Source organism: Asanoa sp. NPDC049573 (assembly GCF_040676615.1).
Taxonomy (GTDB): domain Bacteria; phylum Actinomycetota; class Actinomycetes; order Mycobacteriales; family Micromonosporaceae; genus Asanoa.
The window spans coordinates 1-17802 of sequence record NZ_JBFAPI010000010.1; the positions used below are offsets into that span (position 1 = coordinate 1).

Consider the following 17802-nt stretch of genomic DNA (forward strand, 5'->3'; position numbering starts at 1 on the left):
CACCCGCTTCGCGAAACGCGCCGCGATCTACCGGGCCAGCCTGCTGCTGATAGCCACCATCATCTGGCTCTCATGATCGGCAGGACACGCCCTAGTCGCCAGCCATCCGCACCGACGCGAGGAACCGGTCGCCGCGGTCCTAGAGGATGGCGCCTGCCTCGGCGACCTGCCGCGCGATGGCCTGGGCGCCGCTGGCCTCGGCGAGGTCGGCGGCGGAGTGGTCGGAGCGCAGCGTGCTCGCGCGGCTGGCGTTGGGCGTGCGCTTCGATGCCAGCGCCCTGATCTGGCACGTGGCGGGCATCCTCCCGCTGGCCGTCGTCCACCACGGGCTCGCCCGAAACAGCGATCGGAGGTAGCGAGCATGGCAACGGTCAGTGTCGACGCCGTGGTCGACGTCCCCGCACAGCGGGTCTGGGACGCCATCGCCGACGTCGGTGCCGTGCACCGGCGGCTGTTGCCCGGCCGGGTGGCCGACGCACGCATCGAGGGCGACGTGCGCATCCTGACCATGCCGGACGGCACGGTGGTCCGCGAACTCATCCTCGCCGTCGACCACAGCCTGCGCCGGATGGCCTACACGGTGACCGACGGGCAACGCCTGCCGCTGACCTACCACCACGCGGCGTTCCAGGTCTTCGCCGAGGGCGACCGCAGCCGGGTCGTGTGGGTCACCGACGTTCTCCCACACGACATGGCCGACCTGGTCCGGCCCCGTGTCCAGCGGGGGATCGCGGAGCTCAAAGCGGTCCTGGAAAGCGGACGGTAGCGTTCAGGCGACCGGCGGGCGGCAACGGACCAGCTCGACCGGGCCCTCGACGCGGACCGTGCCGGCGGCGTGCGGTACCAGCACGGTCATGCCCTTGCGCAGGGCCAGCGACTCGTCGGTGCCCCAGGCCAGCCGGCCCTCTCCGGAAAGCACCACGGCGATCGAGAAACCGGGCTCCCAAGTGGACGGTCCATCGTGGTGGACGGCACGGAAGAAGGCATCGCCGTACGCCGGGAAGATTCGTGAATCGTCGATCCGCCCGCAGAGTTCGTTGAGGGTGTCGGCCGGCACCGCCTGGTGGCGCACGCACGGCAGGGCCGCGTCGAAGCCGATGCCGAGGTGGCCGTCGCGGGGGCCGTCGATCGCGAAACCGTCATACTCCAGCAGCAGCGACAGGTCGGCGGCCTGCTGGAGTTCGAGCAGCAGGATGCCGGCGCCGATCGCGTGCGCGTAGCCGGCCGGCACGAAGACCGTGTCGCCGGCGGCCACCTCGACCGCGTGCAGCGCGCCCAGCATCGCTTCCCGGTCCTGGCGGGCCACCCAGCCGGCCAGGGTCGCCGGCTCGACGTCTTCGCGGAAGCCGAGGTGCACCTTGGCGCCCGGTTCCGCGTCCAGGATGATCCACGACTCGGTCTTGCCGTTGCGGCAACCCAGGTGCGACTGGGCGAACGCGTCATCCGGGTGTACGTGCACCGGCAGCCGCTCGCCCGCGTCGAGCAGCTTGACCAGCAGGGCCGGGTCGGCGCCGAAGCGCGCGACGTGCTCGGCGCCCAGCCAACGCACCGGATCGTCGGCGATCGCGGCGCGCAGGAAGCGGCCGTCGTCGAGGACGGTCAGCCCGAGCGAGTCGAAGCCCGCGACCGTGGTGGTCGACCCCACCCAGTCTTCCGGCGTGTGGTCACCGGCGGGCGCGCTCCCGCGGAACGCCGCGATCCGGTCGCCGCCGAGGTAGAACCGGTCGGCCGGCTGATTGGCGGGAAGCACGATGACGGTCATGGGTTTCTCCTCCGAGCGAGAGCGGCGGCGACGTGATCATTGGCGGGGTGGTCCCGCGGCGTCAAGGTGGTCCCGCACGAGCCGGACCTGGTCGGCGGGTGCGGCGGCGGCGGAAACCGCGAGGTGGGGGACCGTCGGCGGGGCCAGGTCGACCCGGTCCAGGAAGGCGGCGAGATCGGCGAGCTTGGCGCGGTCGCGCGCGGCCGACCGGCCGCTCATCCGCTCGCGCAGCAGGTCCGGTGTCGCCCGTAGCCAGACAAGCGTCGTCTTACCGCCGAAAGCCGCGAACCGGTCGGCGACGCGGCGCAGGGCGAGCGGATCACGGCGTTCGGCGGTGAACGGCGCGACCAGCACGACCGGGTTGCCGATCGCGAGGTTGTCGGCGGCGGCGTCGAACAGCGTCTCGTAGCGAGCGGCCCGGGTGGACAGAGCCAGCCGCGGATCATCGAGATCGTCGGTGCCGAGCAAGCCGGCGACCACCGCGGTCAGCGGCCTGGTGAGCACGTCCTGATCGAACAGAGCTGCGTTGAGCGATCGCGCGACGGCGCGGGCGAGCACGGTCTTGCCGCTCGCCGGCGGCCCGGTAACGAGCACGGCGGGCAGGTTGACCAAATTGGTCACCTCCGTCCTGACGGAACGTGACTGCTGCGTCACTCTCCATGTAGTACGGCCCGTTCCGGGAAACGATCCTGTTACGAAACGTCCCTGAAAACTCTTCGTCATCTTGACAGTCATGAAGCACCGTGCACATAGTTCGAGCACCGCTGTGACATCGATTACCTCGTCTCGTGACAACGATTACCTGATGAGTCGAAGAGGGGACCGGTCAGTGCTGATCGCGACGCCCAACCTGTGTCTGGATCGGACACAGCTCGTCCCGGAGCTGGTGCTCGGTGGGGTGATGCGCGCCCGGTCGGTGGAGGTCACGGCCGGCGGCAAGGGTGTCAACATCGCCCGCGTCGCCCGGGCACACCGTCAGCGCGCGACCGTCGTCGGCCTGGTCGCCGACCGCGACCGGGAACGCCTGTTGCGGCTGCTCGCCGAGGAGGGCGCCGACGTCGTCGACGTGCCGATGCCCGGCGACACCCGCAACGCGATCATCGTGATCGAACAGCCCGGCGGCCGCACCACCATCGTCAACGAGCCCGGTTCCACCATCGACGCCGCCATCTGGAAGCGCTACCGCGACGCGATCGCGGCCAGCCTGCCCGGCCACCGCACGTTGGCCTGCTCGGGCAGCCTGCCGCCGGGCGCGCCGGAAGACGGCTACGGACAGTTGGTGCGCCTGGCCCACGAGGCCGGCGTGATCGCCGTCGTCGACACCGCGCCGGCCGCCCTGCGCGCGTCCCTGGCCAGCGGTCCCGACCTGGTCAAGCCCAACCTGCAAGAGGCCGAGGCGGCCATCTCCGGCACCTCCGGCCTGGTGCTCCTCGACGCCGACAGCGACGTGCGCGAGCGGGCCATGGCGGCCGCGACCACCCTGTGCGAGTTGGGCGCCCACAACGCCGCGGTCACCGCGGGCGCGCACGGTGTCGCGCTCGCCGAAGGCACGAGCCGGGTCCGCTGGTTCCCGGCGATCAAGGTCGAGGTGGTCAGCGCCGTCGGCGCCGGCGACTCCTTCCTTGGCGGCGTGCTGCTCGAGATCGAAGCCGCCGGCGCAGCGTCGGACAATGCCGCAGGCGCAGGCAGCGCCGGCGGCGGTGGCGCGAGCCGCGCCGAGAGCGGTGGCGCGGGCAGCGCCGCGGGTTCCGGCACCGGGGGAGCGGGGAAAGCCGGCGGCACCGTCGACTGGGCGGCCGCCATACTGCGCGGGTCCGCCACCGCCAGCGCGTCCTGCGAGCAACTCCGGGCCGGCGGCGTCGACCCGGACCGGGCCGCCGAATTGCTGGCGCAACTGCGCAAGCTGGGCACCCAGCCATGAAGCGGCCCCGGGCCCGGCTTCGCGACGTCGCGGAGGCCGCACAGACCAGCACCAAGACCGCGTCCCGGGTGATCAACGGCGACGAACGGGTCTCGGCGGCCACCCGGGCGCGGGTCGAGCAGGCGGTCGTCGAACTCGGCTACCGGCCCGACCCGCTCGCGCGGTCGCTGCGGCTGGGCCAGGACGAGACCATCGGCGTGGTGGTCGACGAGGTCGGCGACCCGTTCTTCGCCAGCGTCATCGGCGAGATCGAGCGGATGGCCCTCGACCGCGGTGTCTCGGTCATCATCGCCAGCACCCGCCGGCGGGCCGAGCGCGAGCGCATCGTGCTCGACGGCCTGTTCCAACGGCGGGTCGCCGGGCTCATCATCGCGTCCATTTCAGACGATCACGCGTACCTGCGTACCTCCAGCTGCCCTTTGGTCTTCATCGACCGTGCCGCCGAAGACCTGGCGGCCGACGCGGTGGTGGTCGACGACCGCGGGGGTGCCCGGATGGCCGTCGAGCACCTGATGCGGCACGGCCACCGGCGGATCGCCTACATCGGCGACCGGCTGAGCACCGCGACCGCGCGCTACCGGCTGGCCGGTTATCGGGACGCGATCGAGGCCGCCGGCATCGCGTTCGACGACGACCTGGTCGCCCAGGTCGAGCCGGCCAAGGGCGACGCCGGCGTGGCGGTCGAGGCGCTGCTGCGGATGACCGACCCGCCGACCGCCGTGTTCAGCGCCAACACCCGCTGCTCGCTGGGCTCGCTGCCGACGATCCACCGGCTGCGCCGCACCGACCTCGGCTTCATCTCGTTCGGCGACTTCGCCATGGCCGACACGCTGACCCCGGCGATCACCATCGTCGACCACTCGCCCGAGGCGATCGGCCGGCTCGCGGCGGAGCGGCTGTTCAGCCGGCTGGCCGGCGACGAGCCGCCGGTCGAGACCATCCTGGCGCCGCTGCGGGTGGTGCCCCGCGGCAGCGGCGAGTTGGCACCGGAGGTGACCGCATGACCGAAGTCGTCGCCGGTGTCGACCTCGGCACCACCGTCACCAAGGCCGTGCTCACCCGCCCGGACGGCAGCACCGTCGCCTTCGCCCGCAACCCGACCACCTGGACCCAGACGCCCGACGGCCGGCTGGAGACCACCGGCGCGGCGCTCGTGGCCGACGTGCTGCGCACGCTCGAAGACGCGGTCGGCCAGGTCGAGGGAGACGTTCAGGTGGCCGGCATCGGCATCGCCGGCCTGGCCGAGAGCGGCACGATCCTCGACGCGTACGGCCGGGAAACCTCACCGGTCATCGCCTGGTTCGACGAGCGCGGCGCAGCCGAACTCAAAGGGCAGGGAAACCAGTTCGTCGCCGACTTCCCGCGCCGCACGGGCCTGCCGGTCGGTTCACAGTGGAGTCTGCCCAAGCTGCTCTGGATGCGCGGCGCCGGCATCGGGCTCGACAAGACGTCGCGCTGGCTCAACATGCCGGAGTTCGTCGCCTACGTGCTGACCGGCGAACGGATCAGCGAACCCTCCCTGGCCTCCCGCACCGGGCTGCTCGACCAGGCCACCGGCCAGCCGTGGACCGAGGCCCTTGACCGGATCGGCGTCGGCCCGGAGTTCCTGCCCGAGACCAGGCCGGCTGGCCAGCCGGCCGGCCTGGTCCGGAGAGGCATCGGCATCCCGGCACTCGAGGGCGCCGCCGTCACCGTCGCCGGCCACGACCACCCGGTCGCCGCGATCGGCGCCGGCGCCACCGGCCCGGCCGACCTGTTCGACTCGTGTGGCACCGCCGAGGTGCTGCTCCGCTCGGTGCCCCGCATCCTCACCGACGACGAGCGGGCCACCCTGGTCGGCCTCGGTATCGACGCCGGCCGGCACGTGCTGCCCGACCACGCGGTGCTGATCGGGGGAATGCGCTCGGGCCTGGTGATGCGCCGGGTGCTCGCGCTGGTCGGCGCCGACGGCCCGAAGCGCCGCGACGACCTCGACCGGCGCTGGCAGCCCGACGCCCCTGTGGGTGACGCGCTGACCGTGGTCGGCGCAGCGATGCACGACAACGACGTGACCCTCCGGATCCGCGACGGCGCCAGCCCCGACCTGCTCTGGGCGGCCACGCTCAAGCACCTCGGCGAACAGACCGCGGCGCTGCTGGCCGCGGTCAACTCGGTCGTCGGCGAGCACCGCACGGCGGTCGCGGCCGGCGGCTGGACCCGGATGGCGAGCGTGCGGCGGGCCAAGGCGGCGGTGATACCCCGGCTGCGGATCTCCGAACTGGAGCAACCGGGCGCGCGGGGTGCCGCGATGTTCGGCGCCTGCGCCGCGTACGACATCCCACTGGACAAGGTGACTCGGCAGTTCCTCGACACGGTTGACCGGGCGGACGTCACCGCCGTCGCGACCGCAGCGAGCACACGAAAGGACAACGCATGACGGAGCGAGATACAGGTCTGAGCGCGATCGCGGACGCCAACGGCATCTTCTCGATCGTCGCGATGGACCAGCGCAACACGCTGCGCCGGATGTTCGCCGCGGTCGGCCAGGACCCCAGCGAAGGCGACATGCACCAGGCGAAGATCGACGTCGCCGCGGCGCTCACCCCGCTGGCCAGCGCCATCCTGCTCGACCCGACCTACGGCGTGCCCTCGGTGACCGAGGCCGGCGCCCGGGCGGCGTCCTGCGGACTGCTGGTCGCGGCCGAGCCGGCCGACCGCGGCAACTACAACGGCGAGCCGCGGACCCACCGCGACCCGAAGCAGGACGCGGCCTGGGTCAAGGCCCAGGGCGGCGACGCGGTCAAGTTCCTCGTCCAGCTTCGCCCGGGCCGCCCGGTCGGTGACGGCCCGGACATCTCGGCCGAGGTGCTCGACATCGTCCGTGAGGTGGCCGCCGACTGCAAGGCGGTCGGCATCCCGTCGGTGGTGGAGAACCTCATCTACGCGCTGCCCGGCGAGGAGTTGACCGCGCAGCAGCGCGAGGACCTGATCGTCGAGGCGGCGGTGCGGATCGCCGACACCGGCGTCGACCTGGTGAAGATCGAATACCCGGGCTCACCGCGCGGGTGCCGGCGGGTCGCCGAGACGGTCAAGGCTCCGTGGGCGGTGCTCTCCGCGGGCGTCGGCTTCGACGAGTTCCAGAACGTGCTGCGGGTCTCGTGCGACGAGGGTGGCGCGTCCGGGTTCATCGCCGGGCGGTCCATCTGGAAGGAAGCGATCGGCCTTTCCGGGCCGGCACGGCAGGAGTTCCTGGACACCGTGGCGCGCCAGCGGTTGCAGACCTGCCTCGACACGGTGGCGGGGCGGGCACGGCCCTTCACGGAGGCGGTGAACTAGCCATGACAGCGGTACTCGAAGCGCGCGGGATCACCAAGCATTACGGCCACGTCGAGGCGCTGACCAACGCCAACTTCGACGTACAGGCCGGCGAGGTGGTCGCCCTCATCGGTGACAACGGCGCCGGGAAGAGCACCCTGGTGCGGATCCTGTCCGGGGCGGAGAGCGCCGACGCGGGCGAGATCCTTTTCGACGGCAAGCCGGTGCAGCTCACCTCGCCGACCGACGCCCGTGAACTCGGCATGGAGACCGTGTTCCAGGACCTCGCGCTGGCACCGCACCTCTCGCCGGTGCAGAACATGTACCTGGGCCGCGAGGTGATGCGCAAGGGCCTGCTCGGCAAGCTCGGCTTCATGGACGGCAAGGCGATGCGCGACGGCAGCCGCAGCGCGTTCGACCGGCTCGGCGCCACCGTCCGCGACCTGGGGGGCACCGTCGGCGGGATGTCGGGCGGCCAGCGCCAGGGCATCGCCGTCGCCCGGGCCGCCGCCTGGGCCCAGAAAGTCATCTTCCTCGACGAGCCGACGGCCGCGCTGGGCGTGGTGCAGACCCAGAACGTGCTCGAACTCGTCCGCCGCGTCAGCGGCGAGGGGATCGGGGTGGTGTTCATCAGCCACTCGATGCCGCACGTCATGGAGGTCGCCGACCGCATCCAGGTGATGTGGCGGGGCCGCCGGGTCGCGACCTACAACAAGGCGGACACCTCGATGGAGCAGTTGGTGTCCGCGATGACCGGTGCCGTGGCACAGGAGGCGTCATGAGCGAGCGAAGCGAGCGCAGCCGGCTCAGTGACCGGTTGTCGTGCCCCGCCGACCGAAGGGAGGCAGCGGCATGACCACCACGCAGACGGCGCCCGCGGCGTCCACCGAGGACGCACCGGCCGGCCGGCTCAGCCGGATCTCCCGCCTGCAGGCGCTGCAGATCCTGATCCTGCTGGTCGTCACGGTCGCGGTGTTCACCGCGCTGCGCCCGGACACGTTCCTGACCGGGTTCAACATCCGCGGCATCGTGCAGAACACGGCCATCTACGCCGTACTCGGCGTCGGTATGACCTTCGTGATCATCACCGGCGGAATCGACCTGTCGGTCGGCAGCGTGCTGGTGTTCAGTGGCGTGGTCGCCGACAAGATCATGGTCGCGTTCGGCGGCCAGGGCTGGGGCACGGTCCTCGTCGGACTCGTCGCCGCCCTCGTCTCCGGGCTGGCCTGGGGCCTGCTCAACGGGTTCCTGGTGGCCAAGGCGAAAGTGCCGCCGCTGGTGGTGACGCTCGGATCGCTGAGTGCCGCGCTGGGCTTCGCGCAGATCATGACGAAGGGTCTCGACCTGCGTGACGCGCCGCAGACGCTGGTCAACGACATCGGCTTCGGCAACATCGTCGGCCAGGTGCCGACGATCGCGGTGATCTCCGCGGTCGTGGTGATCTTCGGCATCGTGCTCCTGCACCGCACCCGGTTCGGCCTCTACACCTACGCCATCGGTTCCAACGCCGAGGCCGGCCGCCGGGCCGGTGTCAAGGTCGAGCGACACCTCATCAAGGTGTACGCGTTCGCGGGGCTGCTGGCCGGCTTCGCCGGCCTGCTCAACCTCGGCTTCTTCCAGTCCACGACGATCGGCGGCCAGTCCAACACGCCGCTGAACGTCATCGCCGGCGTCGCCATCGGCGGCACCAGCCTGTTCGGTGGCATTGGTTCCGTGTTCGGCACCGTCATCGGACTGTTCATCCCGATCGTGCTGCAGAACGGCTTCATCCAGACCGGCGTGCAGCCGTTCTGGCAGCAGGTCGTCGTCGGCGCGGTGCTCGTCGCCGTCGTCTACGTCGACCAGCTCCGCCGTGCAGCCGCGATTAGAGGCACGAAAACACGCCTGCCATTCCTGTCCCGTGCAGGAAGCGCATCGAGAAAGGGATCAGCATGAAGCGCAAGTCAACCGCCATAGTCGCCGCGTTGGCCGCCGTCGCGCTCGGCGCGGCCGCCTGTGGCTCCGACAGCGACGGCGGCGGCTCCACCGCCGGCGGCGCGAAGTCCGGCAACTACAAGCTGGCGTTCGTCCAGGGCGTCGCGGGCGACGCGTTCTACATCACGATGGAATGCGGCATCAAGGAGGAGGCGGCCAAGGAAGGCGCCACCGTCACGACCCAGGGTGCGCAGAAGTTCGACCCGACCCTGCAGACCCCGGTGTTGCAGTCGGTCATCGCGTCCAAGCCCGACGCGATCCTGATCGCTCCGACCGACGTCTCGGCCATGCAGCAGCCGATCGCACAGGCCAAGGCCCAGGGCATCAAGATCGTGCTGGTCGACACCACGCTCAACGACCCGTCGGTCGCGGTGTCGGCGATCTCGTCCGACAACAGCGCGGGTGGCAAGGCCGCGTTCGAGGCCATCCAGAAGCTCGCGCCCAACGGCGGCAAGGTGCTCGGCGTCGGCGTGCAGCCCGGCATCAGCACCACCGACGCCCGCGACAAGGGCTTCGGTGACGCCGCCAAGGCCGACCCGAAGTTCACCTACCTGGGCGTGCAGTACTCGCAGAACGACCCGGCCAAGGCCGCCTCGATCGTGAGTGCCGCACTGCAGAAGGACCCCGACATCGTGGGCATCTTCGCGTCGAACCTCTTCTCGGCGCAGGGCTCGGCGACCGGTATCCGCCAGGCCGGCAAGCAGGGCAAGGTCAACGTGGTCGGCTTCGACGCCGGACCGGAGCAGATCAAGGCGCTCCAGGACGGCACCGTGCAGGCACTGATCGCGCAGCAGCCGGGCGACATCGGCGTACGGGGCGTGCAGCAGGCGATCAAGGCCCTCAAGGGCGAGCCCAACGAGGCCAACATCCAGACCGGCTCGACCATCATCACCAAGGACAACCTGACCAGCGCCGAGGGCCAGGCCGCCGCCTACAAGGCGAGCTGCTGACCCTGTTCCGGCACGGCGGCCCGGCACCCCTCACCAGGAGTGCCGGGCCGCTTCGGATAGATCAAAAATAGGTCGCGTGGCTACGGTCCCCGCGTGATGAAACAGCTGAGCCGTGCCTTCGCGGTGCTGCTGCTGGCGGTGACCGGCCTGGTGCTGGTCGGCGGCCCGGCACAGGCGGCGCCCTACACCTATCACCACGTGACGCCGGGCTCCGGCGGCACCTACTACATCGTCAACGACATGTCGCGGAAGTGCATCGACATCCGCGACTGGAACTTCCACAACGGCGCCGTCGTGCAGCAGTACAGCTGCTTCGACACCAACAACCAGAAGTTCGAGCTGGAGAACATCGGCCGGGTCAACGGCGTGACGGCCTGGCGGATCAAGCCGATGTTCCTGCTCTACCAGAACCCGGACAAGTGCCTGGACGTGCTCGACGGCCGGTTCGAGAACGGCCAGCGGATCCAGACCTGGGACTGCAGCCCGGGTTGGCAGCAGATGTTCGAGTTCGTGCAGGGGGCCAACGGTCTCTACCAGATGCGGCCCGTCTACGACCACAAGTGCGTCGACGTGCCGGCCGCCGACCGCTACGACCTGACCGAGCTGCGGCAGTGGGACTGTTTCGGTCCGGAGTTCCCGTACACGAACCAGTGGTGGTTCTTCGCCTTCTGATGCATGCTCCACCTCGTGGAGCTCGAGTTCCGGCTGGACCGGCGCGGCGACACCGTGGTGCTGATCTTCCACGGTGGACACATGCGCGCCGGTCTTCCGCTGGGCGAGGAGGTTTTCGCGGCGGCCGGCTGCACCGTGCTGGTGCCGTCCCGCCCCGGCTACGGCGGCACGCCGCTGTCCACGGCACCGCACTTCTGCGACGCGGTCCGGGAGTTGTGTGCGGATCTCGGCGTCGACCGCGTCGCAGCGGCCGTCGGCATCTCCGGCGGCGGGCCCACGGCCGCGACAATGGCGGCGCGCCACCCCTCGCTGGTCGACCGCTTGATCATGATCAGTGCCGTCAGCTTTCTGCCCTATCCGGACCCGGTGACCCGACTCGGTGCGTACGTCGTCTTCAATGGCGCGACCGAGCGGCTCACCTGGGCCGGCGTGCGCGCCCTCATGCGGCTGGCGCCCGAGGCCGGCCTGCGGCTGATGCTGCGGGGCCTGTCCACGCTCCCGGTCGGGACGGTCATGGCGGCGTTGAGCGACGACGACCGTGCCATGCTGCTGCACCTGTTCTCCCACATGCGTTCGGGTCGCGGATTCGTCAGCGACCTGCGCCCTACTCCCGACGTCACCGCCGGCATCGACCAGCCCACCCTGGTGATAGCCACCCGCACCGACCGCGGCGTCCCGTTCGCGCACGCCGAGTCTCTCGCCAACACCATCCGCCACGCCTCGCTCGTGGAAAGCCAGGCGCACACGCATCTCGTCTGGCTCGGTACCGACTGGCCGTCCATCGCCGACCGCATCCGCACGTTCTTGGACGCGTACGCGTGAACCGACCTCGGCCTACGCCGGGTCCGGCCTACCATGAAGATTCATAAACCTGGCGTGCTGGCTGGCTTTCGGCGCCGGCCCAGGATGACGTTCCCCGACGTGCCGTGGATCAAGCCGCTGGCGCGCGGCATGCCACGTCCACGCGAGAGGAGCCCGAGTTGTCCAGGAAAAACCACGAGGTCCGGCCGTTCACCGTCGAGATCCCCGAGGCGGACCTCGCCGACCTCCGTAGCCGCATCGCCAACACCCGCTGGTCCGAGTGTGAGCCTGTCGACGACGCGTCGCAGGGTGTCCAGCAAGACACTATGCAGGCTCTCGCCCGCTACTGGGGCGGCGACTACGACTGGCGGCGGGTCGAGCAGCGGCTCAACTCGTTCCCCCAATTCCTGACCAGCATCGATGACCTCGACATTCACTTCATCCACGTGCGGTCCAAGCATGACGACGCGCTTCCGCTGATTCTCACCCACGGGTGGCCGGGTTCCGTCGTCGAGATGCTGATGGCGATCGGACCGCTCACCGATCCGGAGACCTACGGCGGCCGCGCCGAAGACGCCTTCCACGTGGTGATCCCGTCGATGCCGGGGTACGGGTTCTCCGAGCGCCCGGACACCATCGGCTGGGACCCCGGCCACATCGCCCGGGCCTGGACTGTGTTGATGAAGCGGTTGGGCTATTCGCGGTTCGCGGCACAGGGGGGCGACTGGGGCGCGATCGTCACCGACCTGATGGGCGTGCAGGCCCCAGAAGGGCTGCTCGGCATCCACTCCAACATGCCCGGCACCGTCCCGGCCGCCGTCTCCAAGGTGATCGCGTCCAATGTGCTCGGTGCCGGCGATCCGCGGCCGACCGACCTGTCGGAGGACGAGAGCCGCGCCTTCGACCAGCTCATGTTCATGTTCACCAAGGGCATCGGGTACGCCGTGGAGATGGCCCTGCGCCCGCAGACGCTCTGCGGCCTGGCCGACTCGCCGATCGGCCTCGCGGCTTGGATGCTCGACCACGACGCGCAGAGTTACGACGACATCTCGACCGCGTTCGTGCGGGAGGAGCCGGTCGGCAGCCTCACCCGTGACGAGATCCTCGACAACATCACGCTGACGTGGCTGACCAACACGGGCGTCTCGTCGGCCCGGCTCTACTGGGAGAACAAGCTCGGCTTCTTCGACGCCAAGGGCGTGCGGGTGCCGGCCGCGGTGAGCGTCTTCCCGCACGAGCTCTACCAGGCGCCGAAGTCGTGGACCGAGGCGGCGTACCCGGACCTCATCTATTTCAACGAGGTCGACCTGGGCAACCACTTCGCGGCCTGGCAGCAGCCGGAAATCTTCGTCAGCGAGGTGCGCGACGGCCTGCAGGCGCTGCGCTAGCGGTGTAGACGACGGTCAGGCGCGGGTCGTCGACCCCGCCGTCGACCAGGGCGGCGAGCCGGCCGAGAAACTGCTCGCGCTCGGCCGGGCCGAGTTCGGCCACGTTGGGGAACGTCGACCAGAGCTCGCGGGCCGAGTCGGGGGTCAGTCGCTGCTGCCACTCGATGACGTCGACCGAGACGTCGCCGAACCAGCCGCCCGCTGTCAGCACCGCGCTCCAGCGCTCGGTGTCGAGCACGTGTGAGCGACTGTCGCGATAGCCCGGTTCGGCCGGCATCAGGTCGCGGTAGACCTCGTCGAGCCGGTCGCGGAACGCGGTCGGGCGGTTGACGTCGCCGAACTCGGTCCACCACGCGGCGAGCCAGCCGCCCGGCCGCACCAGCGTGCCGAGCTTCGCGATCCCGGCGACCGGGTCGACCCAGTGGAGTGACGTCGCGGCGACGGCAAGGTCGAACGGACCTGTCAACGGGGCCGTCTCGAAGTCGCCGACCACCACCTCGACCTCGGGATGGTCGGCGGCGAGCAGCGCGGCGAGATTGGCGCCGGGCTCGACGGCGACCACGTTGGCGCCCCGCGCCAGCAGTGGCCCGGTCGCGAGGCCGGCGCCGGCGCCGATCTCGAGCACCCGGACGCCGGGCCGCAATCCACACCGGGCGGTCAGCAGATCGAAGACCGCTTCCGGGTACGCCGGCCGCCCGCGCCGATAGGTGCCCGCCGCCCCGTCGAACGACATCCGGCGTCGACCCCGCTGAGCCTCATCCACCGGGCGAGTCTGCGGTGGCGTTCACCGACCCGGCAAGGGATTTAGCCGACCGACGCCGCCGCAGCCTGGATCGCGTCGATGGTCGCCTGCGGCTTCGAGATCATCGAGACGTGCGAGGCGTCGGCGGTGGTGACCGTGGCACCGGCGCGTTCGGACATGTGGCGCTGCACGTCGGGCGGGATGATCCGGTCCTGCAGGCCGATGACGGACCAACTCGGCACCGACTTCCAGGCCGGCGGGCCGGACGGGATGTTGTTGGCGCTGAGCGTCAGCGGCCGCTGGCCGGCGGCGATCAACCTGCGGTCGGCCTCCGGCAGGTCCTGCGCGAACGAGGCGTGCACCGCGTCGTTGCGCAGGAACGCCTCGACGTCGCCCTGCGGGCCGCCCGGGTAGGGGACCGCGTCGAACACGGTGGTCGGGTCGGGCACCGCGAGCGCCGAACTGGAACCACCGATGATCTGGAAGGTCGTCTCGCCCTCGTCGGGGATGAACGCGTCGACGTAGACCAGGGCCCGCACGTCGCCGCCGCCGGTCGCGGCGTTGGTGATGACGAAGCCGCCGTAGGAGTGGCCGACCAGCACCACCGGCCCGGTCGTGCGACCGGCCAGGAACGAGGCCACGTAGGGCGCGTCGATAGTGACGCCGCGCAGCAGGTTGGTCGGCGCGAAGACGGTGAAGCCCTGCCCCTGCAACGCCGCAGCGACGGCGTTCCAACTGGACGCGTCGGCCCACGCGCCGTGCACGAGGACGATGGTGGGCTTTGCCATGTGTGTCTCCCTCACGCAGGGCAGAATGATCCTCACCGAGAGTAATGGAAGCGGTCGTTTCGCGGGGTGGTTTCGCGCGACGTCGTCGTCTCGACTGACCAACGGCCCGCCACCCCCGGATGGGGATGGCGGGCCGCACCGGGAGGAACGTCAGTCGAACTGGACCCAGTTGAGGTTGACCAGGCCGGTCGTCGGGCCGCCGGGCACGGCGCCGAAGACCAGGTAGAGCTTGTGGGTGCCGGCCGGGTAGCTGACCGGGACCGCGGTGTCGACGAAGGCGCCGTTGCCGGTCGTCGCGTTGAGCGTCGCGGTGGCCACCACCGGGCCCGTGGGTGAGTCGGCCCGCAACTCGACGGTCGCCCGCGGCGTGCCCGCGGTCGTCGCCGATCCGCCCGAGTGCCGCAACGTCACGGTCGACACGCCACCCAGGTTGATCGGGTCGAAGGCGATGTTGTCGCCCACGTCGATGCCGTTGACGTGTTGGCCGCCCCCGGTGTCGCCGGTGTTGGCGACCGTCACGCCGGTCCGCACCTGCGCGAACTCGGCCTGCTGCCGCGGCGTCTGGATGACCGCCTGGCCGACCGTGGTCAGCGGCGGCTGCCCACCGCCACCGAGGTCGGTGTAGGAGGCGCTGATTCCGCCGTACAGGTAGCCACCGGCGTGGTCGGCGCCGTCGGCCGGCGACTGCACCGTGCCGGAGCAGCCCGTGGTCGAACCGTCCGGGTGGCCGTGTGTGTCGTGACCGAGCACGAACGTCACCACCACGCGCGAGCAGTCGACCGGCCCGTCTTCGGGGTCGGAAACCTCGACCGTGTAAGGGATCGAGTCACCCCAGTTGAAGAACGAGCCGGCGATCGGGGTTGTCACCCGCACGGAAGGTGCCGTGTTGCCGACCACGATGACCGTCGTCAGCACGCCGGTCTTGCCGCTCGAGTCGGTCACCGTCAGCTTGGCCACATAGGAGCCGTTCTCGGTGTACGTGAACGAGGGGTTCGGGTCCGCCGAGTCGACGGTGCCGTCGTTGGTGAAGTCCCAGGCGTACGAGATGGACTCGCCCGGGTCCGGGTCGAACGTGCCGGCCGAGGAGAACGCGACGGTCAGTGGCGCCTGCCCCGACGTCGGTGTCGCGGACAGCTTGACCACCGGCGACCGGGTGCCCTTGACATACCGGATGACGGACAGTTGCGCGTCCGGGTTGGCGTTGAAGAAGCCGTCGCCGTACTCCAGGACGTAGAGCGCGCCGTCGGGGCCGAACTCCATCTCCATCGGGTTGTCGAACACCACGCCGGGCAGGAACTGCTCGACGCCGGTCAGGTTCCCCTTGCCGTCGGTGCGCATCATGAAGATCTTGTCCCGGGTGAACTCGCCGAAGACGACCGAGTTGTTGTAGTACTCCGGGAACTTCACGTCCGAGGTGCTGTCCGCCGCGTACTTGTAGATCGGGCCGCCGTGCGGCCCGACGCCACCGGTGCCGATCACTGGCCACTTGAAGTCGCACGGGATCGGCGGGTTCTGCAGGTAGGCGCCGCCGCACGGAGTGCGGGCCTCGTACGTGTACCAGAACTGAGGCTGCTGCACCGCGGGCAGCACCGTCAGGCCGGTGTTGTGCCGCGAGTCGTTGACCGGCGCACCGCAGTTGAACGGCGCCCCGGACGTGCGGGTCGCGAAGTCGTAGTCCACATAGGGCAGACTTGGCGAGACACACAGCGGCCAGCCGTAGTTTCCGGCCGTGTTGGTGCTGAACCACCGGCCGGTGCCCTCCGGCCCGCGCAGCGGGTTGGACACCCGCGAGTCGGGGGAGTAGTCACCGACATACACCCTGCCGGTGCTGTCGACGTCGAACCGGAACGGGTTGCGCAGGCCCATCAGGAAGATCTCCGGACGGGTCTTGTCGGCGGTGTCCTGCGCCTCCGGGAACAGGTTGCCGGCGGGCACGGTGTAGGTGCCGTTGTCCTTCACCCTGATCCGCACGATCTTGCCGCGCAGGTCGTTGGTGTTGGCCGCGGAGCGCCGCGCGTCGTAGCCCGGGCCCTGGCCCGGCGCGTCGTTGATCGGGGCGAAGCCGTCGGAGCCGCCGGCGTTGGTGTCGTCGCCGGTGATCAGGAACAGGTTGCCCTTGCCGTCGAACTTCACCTTGCCCGCGACGTGGCAGCAGATGCCGCGGTCGGTGTCGACCCGGATGATCTGCTGTTCGGTGGCCAGGTCGAGATGCGGGTTGGCGCCGTCGACCAGCTTGAACCGGGAAAGCTGGTTGTAGCCCTTGAACTTGTCCCACGTCGTCGGGTCGGTGCTGGTCGCCGGTGCGTCACCCTCGTTGACGCCCGGCGTGGCCGGGTTGTCGACGGGCGTGTTCAGCGGCGGCGCGTAGTAGACGTAGACCCACTTGTTGGTGGCGAAGTCGGGGTCGATCGCCAGCGTCTGCAGGCCGTCTTCATCGTGCGAGTAGACCGGGATCGTGGTGATCACCGGGCTGGCATTGGTTGCCGGATCGTAGAGCCGGATCTGGCCGCCGCGGGTGTTGTGCAGCACCCGGCCGTCGGGCAGCACGGCCAGCGACATCGGCTCGCCGGGCTCGTCGTTGAGGGTGACCTTCTCGTAGTTGGCCAGCACGGTCGCGCCGCAGTCGCCCTCGACCACGCCGGAGGCCCACTGGATGCCGCCGAGCAGGTGCTTCTTGTAGGCCGCGGCCCGGTAGGTCTCGATCGAGTGGCCGAGACCGGTGTAGAACGACCGCCCGCCCTGGTAGTCCTTGCACCAGGTGATCGGGTGGTCGAAGCCCATCGTGCCGCCGGTGACGCTGTTCTCGTCGACCGTGCCCAGCACGTGTGACTGGCCGCGGACGTTGGCCGTGAAGTTGTACCACTCCTCGGTCAGCGTCAGCGTGCGCGGCACCGTCTCGGTCGCCGGGTGGACCCGGTCGGCGATGTCGACGTTGCCGGCCTCGACGCCGGTCGCAGTGGCCACCTTGGCGCCGACCAGCGCCTGGTAGAACGGCCAGTCTGGCTCGGTCTCGGCCGCCGCGTGCACGCCGACGTAGCCGCCACCGGCCTTGATGTAGGCCTCGAACGCGGCCTGCTGCGCCGCGTTGAGGATGTCGCCGGTGGTGTTGAGGAACACCACGGCGCGGAAGTTGGCCAGGTTCGCGGCGGTGAAGTCGGCCGCGTCCTGCGACGCCGTCACGGTGAAGCCGTTGTCCTTGGCTAGTGCGCGGATGGTCACAACACCGTCCTGGATGGACGGACGACGGACACCGGCGGTCTTGGTGAAGACGAGCACCTTGTAGCTCTTTGGCGCTCGCACCGATGAACGCAGCGCCTTCGGGCCGTTCTCGGCCGCGACAAGCGTCTCCGGGTCCGCGGTGCGGCTGCTGCCGGCCGCGGGGTCGGTGGTGCGGGGGTCCGCCTGCGCGCTGGTGGGCGCCAGCACGAGCGGGATCCCGATGGTCGCCGCGGCCAGCACTGCCAGCCGTCGGCGGAGGTTCGATGGCATTGTTCCTCCGGGGTAGTGGGT

Annotated in this window: 17 protein-coding genes; 11 read left to right on the top strand and 6 right to left on the bottom strand. The window is 70.3% G+C overall.

Translation table 11 applies throughout. The features are described from left to right. Window positions 1-139: 139 nt before the first annotated feature. Complete coding sequence (locus AB0J74_RS22015; protein WP_363450714.1) at window positions 140-301, bottom strand: hypothetical protein; 162 nt, start codon at window positions 299-301, stop codon at window positions 140-142. A 60-nt stretch (window positions 302-361) separates the two neighbouring features. Between AB0J74_RS22015 and AB0J74_RS22020 the strand changes: the two genes are divergently transcribed. Next, window positions 362-766 (top strand): SRPBCC family protein, encoded by a 405-nt coding sequence (locus tag AB0J74_RS22020; protein ID WP_363450716.1) that lies wholly within the window; start codon window positions 362-364, stop codon window positions 764-766. Between the two features lie 3 nt (window positions 767-769). On the opposite strand, the gene AB0J74_RS22025 is transcribed toward AB0J74_RS22020, so the two are convergent. Next, on the bottom strand, window positions 770-1762 hold the full coding sequence (locus AB0J74_RS22025; protein ID WP_363450718.1) for a class I mannose-6-phosphate isomerase: 993 nt from the start codon (window positions 1760-1762) through the stop codon (window positions 770-772). Between the two features lie 36 nt (window positions 1763-1798). Beyond that, window positions 1799-2497, bottom strand: coding sequence for an AAA family ATPase (locus AB0J74_RS22030; protein WP_363450720.1), 699 nt, complete (start codon window positions 2495-2497; stop codon window positions 1799-1801). Window positions 2498-2567: 70 nt separating this feature from the next. On the opposite strand from AB0J74_RS22030, the gene AB0J74_RS22035 reads away from it, so the two are divergent. The 10 genes from AB0J74_RS22035 to AB0J74_RS22080 all read left to right on the top strand — a co-directional run bounded on the left by AB0J74_RS22035 (window position 2568) and on the right by AB0J74_RS22080 (window position 12762). Further along, the gene (locus AB0J74_RS22035; protein ID WP_363450722.1) at window positions 2568-3683 is read left to right on the top strand and encodes a PfkB family carbohydrate kinase; all 1116 of its coding nucleotides are present in this window, start codon (window positions 2568-2570) and stop codon (window positions 3681-3683) included. Continuing rightward, entirely contained in the window at window positions 3680-4687 is a 1008-nt protein-coding gene (locus AB0J74_RS22040) for a LacI family DNA-binding transcriptional regulator (RefSeq protein WP_363450724.1), read from the top strand. The genes AB0J74_RS22035 and AB0J74_RS22040 overlap by 4 nt, the downstream gene beginning before the upstream one ends. Further along, entirely contained in the window at window positions 4684-6099 is a 1416-nt protein-coding gene (locus tag AB0J74_RS22045; RefSeq protein WP_363450726.1) for an FGGY family carbohydrate kinase, read from the top strand. The genes AB0J74_RS22040 and AB0J74_RS22045 overlap by 4 nt, the downstream gene beginning before the upstream one ends. Continuing rightward, the gene (locus AB0J74_RS22050) at window positions 6096-6998 is read left to right on the top strand and encodes a hypothetical protein (RefSeq protein ID WP_363450728.1); all 903 of its coding nucleotides are present in this window, start codon (window positions 6096-6098) and stop codon (window positions 6996-6998) included. Before AB0J74_RS22045 ends, AB0J74_RS22050 begins: the two co-directional genes overlap by 4 nt. 2 nt (window positions 6999-7000) lie before the next feature. Further along, window positions 7001-7759 (top strand): ATP-binding cassette domain-containing protein, encoded by a 759-nt coding sequence (locus AB0J74_RS22055; protein ID WP_363450730.1) that lies wholly within the window; start codon window positions 7001-7003, stop codon window positions 7757-7759. Window positions 7760-7829: 70 nt separating this feature from the next. Continuing rightward, window positions 7830-8912, top strand: coding sequence for an ABC transporter permease (locus tag AB0J74_RS22060; RefSeq protein WP_363450732.1), 1083 nt, complete (start codon window positions 7830-7832; stop codon window positions 8910-8912). Next, window positions 8909-9901, top strand: coding sequence for an ABC transporter substrate-binding protein (locus AB0J74_RS22065; protein ID WP_363450734.1), 993 nt, complete (start codon window positions 8909-8911; stop codon window positions 9899-9901). Before AB0J74_RS22060 ends, AB0J74_RS22065 begins: the two co-directional genes overlap by 4 nt. Window positions 9902-9997: 96 nt before the next feature. Further along, on the top strand, window positions 9998-10573 hold the full coding sequence (locus tag AB0J74_RS22070; protein ID WP_363451244.1) for an RICIN domain-containing protein: 576 nt from the start codon (window positions 9998-10000) through the stop codon (window positions 10571-10573). A gap of 15 nt (window positions 10574-10588) precedes the next feature. Further along, window positions 10589-11395, top strand: coding sequence for an alpha/beta fold hydrolase (locus tag AB0J74_RS22075; protein ID WP_363450736.1), 807 nt, complete (start codon window positions 10589-10591; stop codon window positions 11393-11395). A 158-nt stretch (window positions 11396-11553) separates the two neighbouring features. Further along, window positions 11554-12762, top strand: coding sequence for an epoxide hydrolase (locus tag AB0J74_RS22080; RefSeq protein ID WP_363450737.1), 1209 nt, complete (start codon window positions 11554-11556; stop codon window positions 12760-12762). Here the strand turns inward: AB0J74_RS22080 and AB0J74_RS22085 are convergent. From AB0J74_RS22085 to AB0J74_RS22095, 3 genes are all read right to left on the bottom strand, one after another. Next, complete coding sequence (locus tag AB0J74_RS22085) at window positions 12725-13525, bottom strand: methyltransferase domain-containing protein (RefSeq protein ID WP_363450739.1); 801 nt, start codon at window positions 13523-13525, stop codon at window positions 12725-12727. The genes AB0J74_RS22080 and AB0J74_RS22085 overlap by 38 nt on opposite strands. A 41-nt stretch (window positions 13526-13566) precedes the next feature. Further along, the gene (locus AB0J74_RS22090) at window positions 13567-14292 is read right to left on the bottom strand and encodes an alpha/beta hydrolase (protein ID WP_363450741.1); all 726 of its coding nucleotides are present in this window, start codon (window positions 14290-14292) and stop codon (window positions 13567-13569) included. Window positions 14293-14442: 150 nt separating this feature from the next. Then, window positions 14443-17781, bottom strand: a complete 3339-nt coding sequence (locus tag AB0J74_RS22095; RefSeq protein ID WP_363450743.1) for a ThuA domain-containing protein — start codon at window positions 17779-17781, stop codon at window positions 14443-14445. Window positions 17782-17802: the final 21 nt, after the last annotated feature.

Bases quoted from the DNA above. Each gene is read 5' to 3' on its own strand.
- AB0J74_RS22025 (WP_363450718.1), bottom strand. From the start codon at position 1,762: ATGACCGTCATCGTGCTTCCCGCCAATCAGCCGGCCGACCGGTTCTAC.
- AB0J74_RS22050 (WP_363450728.1), top strand. From the start codon at position 6,096: ATGACGGAGCGAGATACAGGTCTGAGCGCGATCGCGGACGCCAACGGC.
- AB0J74_RS22040 (WP_363450724.1), top strand. From the start codon at position 3,680: ATGAAGCGGCCCCGGGCCCGGCTTCGCGACGTCGCGGAGGCCGCACAG.
- AB0J74_RS22045 (WP_363450726.1), top strand. From the start codon at position 4,684: ATGACCGAAGTCGTCGCCGGTGTCGACCTCGGCACCACCGTCACCAAG.
- AB0J74_RS22095 (WP_363450743.1), bottom strand. From the start codon at position 17,781: ATGCCATCGAACCTCCGCCGACGGCTGGCAGTGCTGGCCGCGGCGACC.
- AB0J74_RS22090 (WP_363450741.1), bottom strand. From the start codon at position 14,292: ATGGCAAAGCCCACCATCGTCCTCGTGCACGGCGCGTGGGCCGACGCG.
- AB0J74_RS22060 (WP_363450732.1), top strand. From the start codon at position 7,830: ATGACCACCACGCAGACGGCGCCCGCGGCGTCCACCGAGGACGCACCG.
- AB0J74_RS22055 (WP_363450730.1), top strand. From the start codon at position 7,001: ATGACAGCGGTACTCGAAGCGCGCGGGATCACCAAGCATTACGGCCAC.
- AB0J74_RS22020 (WP_363450716.1), top strand. From the start codon at position 362: ATGGCAACGGTCAGTGTCGACGCCGTGGTCGACGTCCCCGCACAGCGG.
- AB0J74_RS22070 (WP_363451244.1), top strand. From the start codon at position 9,998: ATGAAACAGCTGAGCCGTGCCTTCGCGGTGCTGCTGCTGGCGGTGACC.
- AB0J74_RS22030 (WP_363450720.1), bottom strand. From the start codon at position 2,497: ATGACTGTCAAGATGACGAAGAGTTTTCAGGGACGTTTCGTAACAGGA.
- AB0J74_RS22015 (WP_363450714.1), bottom strand. From the start codon at position 301: ATGCCCGCCACGTGCCAGATCAGGGCGCTGGCATCGAAGCGCACGCCC.
- AB0J74_RS22065 (WP_363450734.1), top strand. From the start codon at position 8,909: ATGAAGCGCAAGTCAACCGCCATAGTCGCCGCGTTGGCCGCCGTCGCG.
- AB0J74_RS22035 (WP_363450722.1), top strand. From the start codon at position 2,568: ATGAGTCGAAGAGGGGACCGGTCAGTGCTGATCGCGACGCCCAACCTG.